Raw genomic sequence first — 11,571 nt, 5'->3', positions numbered from 1 at the left:
GCCCGCGACCGGCACGCCGCCCGCGGCGCCGGCGGCCGCCGCTTCCGAGCCCACCGTTGCGGTCGGCCAGAAGGCGATCTTCTACGAGGAACGCACCTCGACCGCGCAAGGATCGGCCGAACCCGGCAGCATCGTCTGGTCGCTGGTGCAGGAATCCCCCGGCGGCGACCTGCCGCCCGAGCCGGCGATCCGCGCCGAGGCGACCATTCCCGGCAAGGACATCCAGCTGCGCATGACCATCCGCCGCAATACCGACCAGACGCTGCCGGCCAGCCACATCATCGAGATGATCTTCCTGACGCCCGAGGGCTTTGACGGCGGTGGCGTCGACAACATCCTGCGCGTCGCCATGAAGAGTTCGGAACAGGATGCCGGCAGCCCGCTGATCGGCATTCCGGCCAAGATCGCCGACGGCTTCTTCCTGGTGGCGCTCAACGACACCAAGGCCGACGAGGACGCCAACATGACCTTGCTTCGAGGCCAGGACTGGATCGACGTGCCGGTGGTCTACAAGACCGGACGCCGGGCGCTGCTGACCATGGAAAAGGGCATTCCGGGCGAGAAGGTGTTCGACGAGGCGCTGAAGGCCTGGCAGGCCAAGACGGCAGGTTGACGGGCGGCAGTAGCGGCTGCCTTCGCTCAGAAGCCCTGGAACAGCATGTCGAGCGCGGCGACGATGTCGTCGTGATGTCTAGAAAGGTTTCCCTCTGGCATCCGCAATTCGGACGCGCTGAAGGCCGACACAAACTGTGTGACCATCACAAGATCTTTGCCGTTTATAGCGAAGGTCGGGTTCAGGCGGCGGCCAGGAAGCGGGGCAATCTCGGGCGGCATCAAAGGAACGACCACCCTCGTGCTCAGCCCTTCAAGCATATCTGACTGCACGTCGAGAAGATAACCGTCGCTCTCGGTACTCCGATAGAAATCGTAACGCGCCATCAGAACGGCCGGTGTTTAGCCAATGGCAGTCCGTTCTTTCGGACATATTCGTTGGAGCTTTCGATGGCTTCCCTGTTTTCTTCTTGCCATCGACGCGTTTTCTCCGCCGCAATCGCTTTCGCGATCCCTGCTTCGGCAGCGCGGGAGATGTTGATGCCCAACGCTTTGGCGTCCTTGATCAACTGAGAGTCAATGGACGTGTTGACAGAGGTCCGCTGAGTTTTTGGCGTCGATTGAAGCACGGAGATGCCTCCTTTCATGCGCACAATATACGCGCATAAAAGACCGCAGGCAATGCTACCCCTCCATCGCCTCACGCAGCATTTCCAGTTCCAGCCACTCTTCCTCGAGTGCGGCCAGCGTGGCGCGTTCCTTGTCGAGGGCGGCGATGGTCTTTTGGAACGAGGCCGGGTCGCGCTCGTAATAGGCGGGATCGGCGATGTTGTTTTCCAAACGCGAGATCGAGGCCATTACCGCCTCGATCTTCTTGGGCAGCGATTCCAGGGCGAATTTCTGCTTGAACGACAGTTTCTTCGACGGCCCTTTTGGCGCTGCCGGCTCGCTCTTGCCCGGCGCCGGCGCATCGCTGGCTTCGGCCTTGGCGCGCGCCTTGCGGTCGTCGAGCCGGGTGCCGCCGCGCTGCGCCAGCATGTCGGAATAGCCACCGGCATATTCGATCCAGCGGCCGCCTCCGTCCGGGGCGATGATGCTGGTGACGGTGCGGTCGAGGAAGTCGCGGTCGTGGCTGACCAGGATGACCGTGCCGGCAAAGCCGGCGACAAGTTCCTGCAACAGTTCCAGCGTCTCCATGTCGAGATCGTTGGTCGGCTCGTCGAGCACCAGAAGGTTGGCCGGCCGCGCCAGAACACGCGCCAGGAGCAGCCGCGCCCGTTCGCCGCCGGACAGCTCGCGCACCGGGGTGCGCGCCTGTTCCGGCTTGAACAGGAAATCCTTCATGTAGGACACGACATGGCGCTGCTCGCCATTGATGACGAGGTTTTCGCCGCGCCCGTCCGTGAGATACTGCGCCAGGGTCTCGGCCGGATCGACCGCCTCGCGCTTCTGGTCGAGCGTGGCGATTTCCAGATTGGTGCCGAGCCGCACCGAGCCGGCATCGGGCTTCATCTCGCCGGTGAGCATCTTCAACAGCGTCGTCTTGCCGGCGCCGTTCGGCCCGACAAGGCCGACGCGATCGCCGCGCTGGATGCGGGTCGAGAAGCCCTTGACCACGGTCAGGTCGCCAAAACTCTTCTCGATGTTCTTGGCCTCGATCACCAGCTTGCCGGATTCGGCGGCGTCGCTGGCCACCATGGTCGCCGAGCCCTCGGCGCCGCGATGGCCGCGAAAACGCTGGCGCATGGTCTGCAGTTCGCCCAGGCGGCGCATGTTGCGTTTGCGGCGAGCCGTCACGCCATAGCGCAGCCAATGCTCCTCGCGCACGATCTGGCGGCCGAGCTTGTGCTGTTCGCGCTCTTCCTCTTCCAGCACAAGGTCGCGCCATTCCTCGAAATGGCCAAAGCCCTTGTCGAGGCGGCGGGTCTGGCCACGGTCGAGCCAGACAGTGGCGCGCGAGACGCGTTCGAGGAAGCGACGGTCGTGCGAGATGACGATCAGCGCCGAAGACGTCCGGACAAGCTCTTCTTCCAGCCATTCGATGACCGACAAATCGAGATGGTTCGTCGGCTCATCAAGCAGCAGAATATCGGGTTCGGGCGCCATGACGCGGGCAAGTGCTGCGCGGCGCGCCTCGCCGCCGGAGAGATCGTTGGGGTTCTCCGTGCCGGCGAGGCCGAGATGCTCCATCAGATATGTGGCGCGGTAGGGATCGTCGGCAGGCCCAAGCCCGGCCTCGACATAGGCGCGCACATTGGCAAAGCCGTCCATGTCGGGCATTTGCGGGAGATAGCGCACCGTTGCCGAAGGCTGGCGGAAGACCTCGCCGTCTTGCGGCTCGATCAGACCAGCAGCAATCTTCAGGAGCGTCGACTTGCCGGAGCCGTTGCGGCCGACGAGCGCGATCTTGTCACCGGCGGACGCCGTCAGTTCGGCGCCATCGAGCAGCGGCGTGCCGCCAAAGGTCAGTCTTATGCCGTCGAGGTTGAGAAGGGGCGGGGCCATGTCAGCTTTCAGGCAAGGGGTAGGGGTGGGCGAGCAGCAGCGCGCGGCCATGGCCGAGCGCGATTTCGAGGCCGCCCCCGGTCGTGTTGGACTTGACCTCGTTCGAGATGGTCAGCGACGAGCCGAACACGACCTCGACATGGTCGAGCGGCCACTTCGCGCCGGACACGGTGAGGCCCGAAAGATCGGAAAAGCCGAGCACCGAAAACAGCGTTCCGTCGGCATAGTCGAAGCCGGCCTTGCCAGGCAGCAGAGGGGCGCCTTCCTGCGCTCCGCTGGTCAACAGCAATTTTGTGCCGGCCTCGGCCAGCCGCAGGCTGAGCGCCAGATGGAGGAAGGCGTGGTCGGCGCGCTTGCCGCCGAAAGCGCCGGCCAGCACCAGGCTGGTGGCGCCGCGTTCCAATGCCGCCGCGATCGCCAGTTCGCCATCGGTCTTGTCCTTTTCGGGAGGAAACACCTCCCGCGGCACGGCGGCGAGATCGGCAGGCAGGTCCGCCGGCACGGAATCGAAATCGCCGACCCACAGCTCCGGCATCACGCCGAGCAGGCGGGCATGATCGATGCCGGCGTCGGCGGCGATGACGCGCGTGCCCGCGACCTGGCGGTCGAGCCGCGGCGTGCGGACGAGATCGCCGCCAAGCAGGATGGTGAATGTGCTCATATCCGCTGGCCCTTACCAGCCCCGCCGACGAAACGGAAGGCCGAGCGGCACCGTCACTCTTTGTTGGAGCATGATCTTTTTCCGGAAACGGATTCCACTTTCCGGGATCACGCTCGGGCAAACTTCCACTTGCGTGGCACCTTGGCCGGGCCTATGTGTCGAAACGCTCTAACGGGGTGCCGGACGCGATCTTCGCGGACCGGCTGAGAGGCAGTCTCGCCAACCCGCTGAACCTGATCCGGTTTGTACCGGCGGAGGGATTAGACGCTTCGGACAGCCCGACGCCTCAATTCCTTTCAACACGAATGAAGGAGGCGCCGATGCGCATTTTTTTGTCCCGTCTTGTCCCAGCGCTTGGGCTTGCTGTTTCGCTACTGGCAAGCCCTGCGTGCGCGCAGGAAAAACTCACGATCTATACCTATGAGAGTTTCACTGCCGACTGGGGTCCAGGCCCCCAGGTGAAGAAGGAATTCGAGGCCGAGTGTGGCTGCAGCGTCGACTTCGTCTCGGTGGCCGACGGCGTCGCGTTGCTCAATCGCGTCAAGCTCGAAGGTGCGTCGACCAAAGCCGATATCGTGCTTGGCCTCGACACCAACCTCACCGCGGAAGCCAAGGCTTCCGGCCTGTTTGTCCCACATGGCGCGGTGGCTGAAAACAACGTGCCGGGCGGCTGGAGCGACGACACTTTCGTGCCCTACGATTATGGCTATTTCGCCGTCGTCTACGACACCGAGAAGCTGAAGAACCCACCGAAGAGCCTGAAGGAATTGGTCGAGGGCGATGCCGCCGACAAGATCGTCATCCAGGATCCGAGGACGTCGACGCCGGGCCTTGGCCTGCTGCTGTGGGTTAAGTCGTTCTATGGCGACAAGGCGCCGGAAGCCTGGGCGAAACTCAAGGGCAAAGTGCTGACGGTGACGCCGGGCTGGAGCGAGGCCTACGGCCTGTTCACCAAGGGCGAGGCGCCGATGGTGCTTTCCTATACGACGTCGCCGGCCTACCACATGGTGGCGGAGAACACCGGGCGCTACCAGGCGGCCTCGTTCGAGGAAGGCGAGTATCTGCAGATCGAGGTCGGCGGCATCACCACCACGGGCGCGAAGAATCCGCTGGCGGCGAAGTTCCTGGCCTTCATGACCGGGCCGAAATTCCAGGATGTCATTCCGGAGACCAACTGGATGTTCCCGGCCGGGAAAACCGACAAGCCGCTCAATCCGGCTTTTGATAGGCTGGTCAAGCCGGCGAAGACCTTGCTGTTCAGCCCGGAAGAGGTCGCGGCAAATCGCAAGGCCTGGGTGGATGAATGGCTGGCGGTGATGAGCAAGTAGATTTGGCTGTATAGTCAAAAGATGAGTGCTCTACGGCGCCCCCCTCTGTCCTGCCGGACATCTCCCCCACGAGGGGGGAGATTGGCCTTTACGTTGACTTTCGCCAATCTCCGAAGCTGCAGGAATGAGCGGAGCGCTAAAACCGCCAATCTCCCCCCTCGTGGGGGAGATGTCCGGCAGGACAGAGGGGGGCGCGAAGGAACGCGACGCCCGGTAAAGAGTGCAACGCTCTGACCCCCGCATCACGGCCGGCATTGTCGCGCTTGCGGCAATCGCGCTGCTGATCGGTGGCGCCTTCGCCGGCCTTATCCGCGAAGGCGCGCACGACCTTTCCGGCGCCGCGTCCGCCTTTGACCTCTATCTCCTGCGCGTTGTCCGCTTCACGCTCTGGCAGGCTGCGCTCTCGACTCTGCTTTCCGCCGTACCGGCGCTCTTCGTCGCCCGGGCGCTGTCGCGGCATCCGCGCTTCTTCGGACGCGGCTTCATCCTGCAGCTATTCACTGTGCCCCTTGCCTTGCCGGCAATTGTCGGAGCGCTGGGAATACTGGCGCTCTATGGCCGCGCCGGTTATTTCGCCGCGATCGGTGGCCAGAGCTGGCCCGACATCTATGGGCTGTCGGGCATCCTCGTCGCCCACGTCTTCTTCAACCTGCCGCTGGCCACCCGGCTGTTCCTCGAAGCGCTGGGAACGGTGCCGGCCGATCAATGGCGGCTGGCGAGCCAGCTCGGCATGGGGGCGAGGCCAGCCTTCCGGCTGATCGAGTGGCCGGTGCTGCGCGCCTCGCTGCCGGGCGTCGCCGGGCTTGTCTTCATGCTTTGCATCACCTCCTTCACCATCGTCCTGATCCTCGGCGGCGGGCCGGCGGCGACGACGCTGGAAGTCGCCATCTATCACGCGCTGCGTTTCGACTTCGATCCGGCGCGAGCGGTGACGCTGACGGTGCTACAGATCGCGCTGACTTTCGCCGTCATGCTGGCGCTGACGCGGCTCGGCGCCAATGTGACCGGCGACGCCAATTTGCCTGTCGCGCCGCGCCGCTATCACTTGGCCGGCAAAGCAGAAACAGCGTTCAACGCCGTCCTGATCGTGCTCGCCTTGCTGTTCGTCGCCGGACCAATGGCGGCCACCGTCGCGTCCGGCCTCGGCGCCGATCTCGGCCGGCTGGCGGGCGAGAGTGCCGTGCGTCAGGCGACCCTGACCAGCGCCGGTCTCGCCCTCTCGGCGGCGCTACTTTCGGTGGCGCTGTCGCTGTCGCTGATCATGGCTCGGCGGGCACTGTCGCTGCGCCGCCGGTCCAGTGCCCGTTCATTGCTCGAACATGCCACCGACACCGGCGCCGGCTTCGTCCTCGTCGTGCCGCCCATTGTCATCGGCGCCGGCTGGTTTCTCCTGCTGCGCACGGTCAGCGATGTCTTTGCCATCGCGCCGGTCATGGTCGTCATCGTCAATGCGGTGATGGCGATGCCCTTTGCCATCCGCGCGATGCGCCCGGCCTATGATGCGGCGAGCGAGCGCCACGAAAAGCTGTGCGCGCAGCTCGGCATTGCGGGCTGGAACCGGCTGCTTCTGGTCGACTGGCCATCGCTCCGGCGGCCGCTGGCCACCGGCTTTGCCTTCGCCATGGCACTGTCGCTCGGCGATCTCGGCGTCATCGCGCTGTTCGGCAGCGATTCGGTACAGACCTTGCCCTATCTCCTGCTGGCGCGCATGGGCAGCTATCGCACGGCCGATGCTGCCGGGCTGGCTTTGCTGCTCGGGGCGGTCTGCCTTGCATTGGTGGTCGCGGCAGACTGGCTGGGACGGGGAGAGAGATCGTGACGTCCGCTGTGGAGAAAGGCACGACTGTCCGGCTGGACAAGGTCTCGTTCAGCTATGGCGAAACGTCATTCCTGTTCGATGTCGAATTCCATACATCTAAGATCACCGCCATCATGGGGGCAAGTGGTTCGGGCAAATCGACCTTGCTCAATCTGGTGGCTGGTTTCGAGACGCCGGAGTCCGGTCGTGTGCTGATCGGCGGCGCCGATGTCGGCGCCGAGCCGCCTTCGGCGCGGCCGGTGTCGATGGTATTCCAGGAAAACAATCTGTTTGCTCATCTCTCGGTGGAGAAGAATGTCGGGCTCGGCCGCTCGCCATCGCTCAACCTGACCGACGCCGATCGCGCCGCAATCGCCGAGGCGCTTGACCGCGTCGGCCTGGCCGGCAAGGAGATGCGCCTGCCGCGCGAACTCTCCGGCGGCGAAAGGCAGCGCGTAGCGCTCGCCCGCGTTCTGGTGCGCGACCGGCCAGTGCTGCTGCTCGACGAGCCGTTCGCTTCGCTCGGGCCAGCACTGCGCGACGACATGCTCGACCTGGTGGCCGGCGTTCATGCCGAGCGGGCGATGACGGTGCTGTTCGTCACGCATCAGCCGGAAGACGCTCGCCGTATCGGCGAGCAGATGGTTTTTCTGGACAATGGCAGGGTTGCCGCGACGGGACCTGCCGCCGATTTTTTCGACGGCACTGGCCCTGAAGCGTTTCGGCGCTATATCGGCGCAAGTTCGGGCGGATCACGCGATATTGCCCGGAAGCGGACATAATTTACGACCAAACCGGCTACAGGTGATGTGGCGCTTGCTTGCCATGGTCCAGCTGATGTGGCTAGGTCCGCTTAGTACTGGTCCGGCACGAGCCGTGATTTGCCCCCTACAGCGCCGCATCCGGCCGGATGCGTAAACGCTGTAGGTTTTTTGATGTGTGCAGGATTGCCAACGAAAACCGATTTTTCGCTGGCGCGGACCCCGGTCCAAATCATGCGCCGAGAGCTGAAGGAACGCCGTGCTGCCGACCGGCACTGACACTTTGAAACGCAGACCGCTGGTGCGCTTCCTCGCGCTGGCCGGCCTTGCCGTGGCGCTGGCCAGCTGCCAGATGTTCACGCCTCCCGAAGTGCAGGAATCTGGCTTCCAGCCTTCCGACAAGCCGATCACGGTCGACAATGTCGCCGCCAACAGCAAGCTTGCCGAACTGGCGAAGGCACAGCATCCGCGCATCCTTGCCACCTATGGCGGCGAATATTCCGATCCCAAGCTCGAGCGCATGGTGGCCAAGGTTGTCGGCAGCCTGACCGTGGTGTCGGCCAATCCGACCCAGACCTATCGCATCACCATCCTCAATTCGCCAAACGTCAACGCTTTCGCGCTGCCGGGCGGCTATCTCTACGTCACCCGCGGCCTGCTGGCGCTGGCCAATGATTCGGCCGAACTCGCCGCCGTCATCGCGCATGAGATGGGCCACGTCACCGCCAATCACGGTCTGCAGCGACAGCAGCTCGAGGCCGAGGAAGGCCTGGCGACCAAGGTGGTCTCCGATGTGCTGGGCGACAGTCCGACCGCCAAGCAGGCATTGATCCGCGGCAAGCTGAGGCTGGCGCAGTTCTCGCGCAACCAGGAGCTGGAGGCAGACGCGATCGGCATCAAATCGATCGGCGAGGCGGGTTACGATCCCTATGCCGCCGGGCGTTTCCTGCAGTCGATGTCGGCCTATACCGATTTCCGCTCGATCAGCGGCGCCACCGACGCCAGCCTCGACTTCCTGGCTACGCACCCCAACACGCCGCAGCGAATTGATCTGGCGCAGCGCCACGCCCGCCAGTTCGGCGCGCCGGGCATCGGCACCCGCGACCGCGATTCCTTCCTGGCCGGGATAGACGGCCTGCTCTATGGCGACACGCCGGAAGAGGGCTATGTGCGCGGCCAGACCTTCCTGCATCCGGGCCTCGGCGTTTCGTTCACGGTGCCCGACGGCTTCATCATCGACAATTCGGCGGCGGCGGTGACGGCGACCGGTCCCGGCGACATGGCGATCCGCTTCGACGGTGTGTCGATCGACAAGGATCGTGCGCTGACCGACTACATCAGAAGCGGCTGGGTGGCCGGTCTCGACGAGACCAGTGTGCGCCAGGAGACGATCGACGGCAACGAGGCGGCGACAGCGCACGCCGGCGCCGATGGCTGGCAGTTCGACATTGCGGTGATCCGCGCCGGCGGCCAAGTCTACCGGCTTTTGACAGCGGCCCCCTCGGCCAGCACGACACTCGATCCGGTGGCACGCTCGGTCAGCGGTTCGTTCCGCGTGCTCAGCCCCGCCGAGAAAGCGGCACTGAAGCCGCTGCATATCCGCGTCGTCACGGTACAGGCCGGGCAGACGATGGGCACACTTTCGGCGCAGATGGTCGGCGTCGACCGCAAGCTCGATCTGTTCCGCGTGCTCAACGCGATGTCGCCGGGCGCCTCGGTTTCGGCCGGCGACAAGGTCAAGATCGTCACGGACAGATAGCGCCGGTCTTCGTCAGAAACCCCAGCCTTCGTAGTGCTTTTTTCTGAGATAACTTTTCTGAGATAACTCGGGGCGGTACCCCTGTTCCTGGCAATCTCACGCTGCCATGAATTCGGGGTTCTGCTTGACCAGCGCGAGCTTGAGCTTTTCCATGGCGCGGGCCTCGATCTGGCGGACACGCTCTTTGGAAATGCCGAGCGTCTCGCCGAGCGCCTCAAGCGTCGCACCTTCGTCGGTCAGCCGACGCTCCTCGATGATCCTGAGTTCGCGGGCATTGAGCGCGCGGAGCGCCGTCTTCAGCCACATCAGGCGCCGTTCGACGTCGATGGTGTCGCCGGCGACCTCGTCAGGCAATGGATCGTCCGAAATCAGGAAGTCCATCCGCTCGGTGGTACCGGCCTCATCGGCGAGGGGTGCGTTGAGCGAAGAGTCAGGTGCTGAAAGCCTGGAATCCATCTTCTCGACATCGGCCTCGGAGACGCCGAGGGCTACCGAGACTTCGCGGTAGAGCGTGGCGTTAGAGATCGGCTCGGCGCCGTTGGCAAGACGGGCGCGCAGGCGCCGCAGGTTGAAGAACAGCGCCTTTTGCGCCGAAGAGGTGCCGCCGCGAACGATCGACCAGTTGCGCAGGATGTAGTCCTGCATCGAAGCGCGGATCCACCATGTCGCATAGGTCGAGAAGCGCACCTCGCGCTCCGGCTCGAAACGCGCGGCTGCTTCCAGCAGCCCGACATGGCCCTCCTGGACCAGATCGCCGAGCGGCAGGCCGTAATGTCGGAATTTCGAAGCCATGGAGATGACCAGCCGCATATGGGCGACGGTAATCTGATGCAGCGCCTGCTGATCCTGGTCTTCCTTCCAGCGCAAGGCGAGAACATGTTCCTCATCGCGCTCGAGGTAAGGGGCTTTCATTGCCGTGCGGACCATGGTCCGTCCTGCCGTGTCTTCGATCATGCCGCGCTCCTGCTCCCGGACATTTTCGGACGGCCTGGCGGCCGTTATCTCTGTTTGACGCAATTCCGAGGGAAACCGCTTTCCCACTTTCCTGGAATTGCTTCGGGCCTAGCGCAGCCAAGGGTTCTTGAAATGGAAACGCGGCGCCCTACAACAAGCCATGAACGTGCCACACCGGGGATTGGTTCCGCCGCCGATGGCGGTTGTTTTGTGCGGTCCGACAGGGCGCATCGACACCGCAGATCGGGACTATTGGCACCGATCCGAGCTGCTTTGAGAATCTGATTTCTGGATCGTCGTTTTTTTGAAATCTGGTTCCTTATTTTGCTGCGCTGTATCTGTCAGTTTCCGGCTCTCACAAGCGCCGGACACCGGCCAAGGACGGGATCACACAGAAATGAAATGGCTCAAGTCGCTCATCGTCGCCGGAACGCTTCAGGTTCTGGCTGTTACATCAGGCCATGCCGGCGCCAATCTTGACCAGATCAAGCAGGCCGGCACCCTCAAAGTCGGCACCGAAGGCACCTATGCGCCCTTCACCTATCATGATGCTTCCGGCGCGCTGGTCGGCTTCGACGTCGAGATCGCCAAGGCGATCGGCGACAAGCTCGGCGTCAAGGTCGAGTTCCTCGAAGGCAAATGGGACGGGCTGATCGCCGGCCTCGACGCCAACCGCTACGACGCCGTGATCAACGAGGTCGGCATCACCGACGCGCGCAAGGCCAAGTACGATTTCTCCGATCCTTACATCGCCTCCAAGGCCGTGCTGATCGTGCGCGGCGACAACACCGACATCAAGACCTTCGCCGACCTCAAGGGCAAGAAGTCGGCACAGTCGTTGACATCGAATTTCGGCAAGCTCGCCGAGACCAACGGCGCCGAACTCGTCGGCACCGACGGCTTCGACCAGTCGATCCAACTGCTGCTCACCGGCCGCGCCGACGCCACCATCAATGACAGCCTGTCTTTCCTCGACTTCAAGAAGCACAAGCCGGACGCCAATGTGAAGATCGCCGCGCAGGAAGAGAACGCCGACTATTCCGGCGTCATCGTGCGCAAGGGTGATCCGGAGCTGGTCGCGGCGATCAACAAGGCGCTGGCCGACATCAAGGCCGACGGCACCTACAAGAAGATCGCCGACACTTATTTCGGCCAGGATGTCTCGCAGTAAAGACCATCTCCCGGCGGTTTGCCGGCAATGACAAATAGCGGCGGGCCGTCTTTGACGGCTCGCCGTTTTTCGCATGATATGA

10 protein-coding genes, 1 pseudogene and 1 riboswitch are annotated in these 11,571 nt (G+C 63.8%); of the genes and pseudogenes, 6 read left to right on the top strand and 5 right to left on the bottom strand.

Going from position 1 to position 11,571, the window contains the following annotated elements; translation table 11 throughout:
- Positions 1 to 613, top strand: a pseudogene (locus tag X733_RS137370) (hypothetical protein); the annotation flags it as partial.
- Between the two features lie 26 nt (positions 614 to 639).
- Here X733_RS137370 and X733_RS137375 read toward each other — a convergent pair.
- From X733_RS137375 to X733_RS137390, 4 genes are read right to left on the bottom strand one after another with little or no spacing between them, the layout of a single operon-like run.
- Complete coding sequence (locus tag X733_RS137375) at positions 640 to 939, bottom strand: CcdB family protein (protein WP_023673676.1); 300 nt, start codon at positions 937 to 939, stop codon at positions 640 to 642.
- Entirely contained in the window at positions 939 to 1,181 is a 243-nt protein-coding gene (locus tag X733_RS137380) for a type II toxin-antitoxin system CcdA family antitoxin (protein WP_023693600.1), read from the bottom strand. Before X733_RS137380 ends, X733_RS137375 begins: the two co-directional genes overlap by 1 nt.
- A 55-nt stretch (positions 1,182 to 1,236) precedes the next feature.
- Positions 1,237 to 3,057 (bottom strand): ABC-F family ATP-binding cassette domain-containing protein, encoded by a 1,821-nt coding sequence (locus tag X733_RS137385; RefSeq protein ID WP_023820306.1) that lies wholly within the window; start codon positions 3,055 to 3,057, stop codon positions 1,237 to 1,239.
- A 1-nt stretch (position 3,058) separates the two neighbouring features.
- Positions 3,059 to 3,718 (bottom strand): thiamine diphosphokinase, encoded by a 660-nt coding sequence (locus tag X733_RS137390; RefSeq protein ID WP_023690494.1) that lies wholly within the window; start codon positions 3,716 to 3,718, stop codon positions 3,059 to 3,061.
- Between the two features lie 162 nt (positions 3,719 to 3,880).
- Positions 3,881 to 3,995: riboswitch (TPP riboswitch) on the top strand.
- Between the two features lie 43 nt (positions 3,996 to 4,038).
- Here X733_RS137390 and thiB point away from each other — a divergent pair.
- From thiB to X733_RS137410, 4 genes are all read left to right on the top strand, one after another.
- Positions 4,039 to 5,046: a thiamine ABC transporter substrate binding subunit gene (thiB, locus tag X733_RS137395; RefSeq protein WP_031194247.1), complete on the top strand. Its 1,008-nt coding sequence runs from the start codon at positions 4,039 to 4,041 to the stop codon at positions 5,044 to 5,046.
- 220 nt (positions 5,047 to 5,266) lie between these two features.
- A complete protein-coding gene (thiP, locus tag X733_RS137400) occupies positions 5,267 to 6,865 on the top strand; it encodes a thiamine/thiamine pyrophosphate ABC transporter permease (protein ID WP_023820304.1) in 1,599 nt (532 codons plus the stop codon).
- Positions 6,862 to 7,626: a thiamine ABC transporter ATP-binding protein gene (gene thiQ / locus X733_RS137405; protein WP_023835385.1), complete on the top strand. Its 765-nt coding sequence runs from the start codon at positions 6,862 to 6,864 to the stop codon at positions 7,624 to 7,626. Before thiP ends, thiQ begins: the two co-directional genes overlap by 4 nt.
- A gap of 331 nt (positions 7,627 to 7,957) precedes the next feature.
- Positions 7,958 to 9,364 (top strand): M48 family metalloprotease, encoded by a 1,407-nt coding sequence (locus X733_RS137410; RefSeq protein WP_245260366.1) that lies wholly within the window; start codon positions 7,958 to 7,960, stop codon positions 9,362 to 9,364.
- Positions 9,365 to 9,460: 96 nt separating this feature from the next.
- Here the strand turns inward: X733_RS137410 and X733_RS137415 are convergent, their stop codons facing one another.
- On the bottom strand, positions 9,461 to 10,318 hold the full coding sequence (locus X733_RS137415; protein ID WP_023693606.1) for an RNA polymerase factor sigma-32: 858 nt from the start codon (positions 10,316 to 10,318) through the stop codon (positions 9,461 to 9,463).
- A 397-nt stretch (positions 10,319 to 10,715) separates the two neighbouring features.
- On the opposite strand from X733_RS137415, the gene X733_RS137420 reads away from it, so the two are divergent.
- A complete protein-coding gene (locus tag X733_RS137420) occupies positions 10,716 to 11,489 on the top strand; it encodes an amino acid ABC transporter substrate-binding protein (RefSeq protein WP_023820302.1) in 774 nt (257 codons plus the stop codon).
- Positions 11,490 to 11,571: the final 82 nt, after the last annotated feature.

This window comes from Mesorhizobium sp. L2C066B000, from assembly GCF_000502335.1.
Classification (GTDB): Bacteria; Pseudomonadota; Alphaproteobacteria; order Rhizobiales; family Rhizobiaceae; genus Mesorhizobium.
The sequence above is the reverse complement of the archived record's forward strand: the minus strand, read 5'-3'. Positions and strand labels throughout refer to the sequence as shown.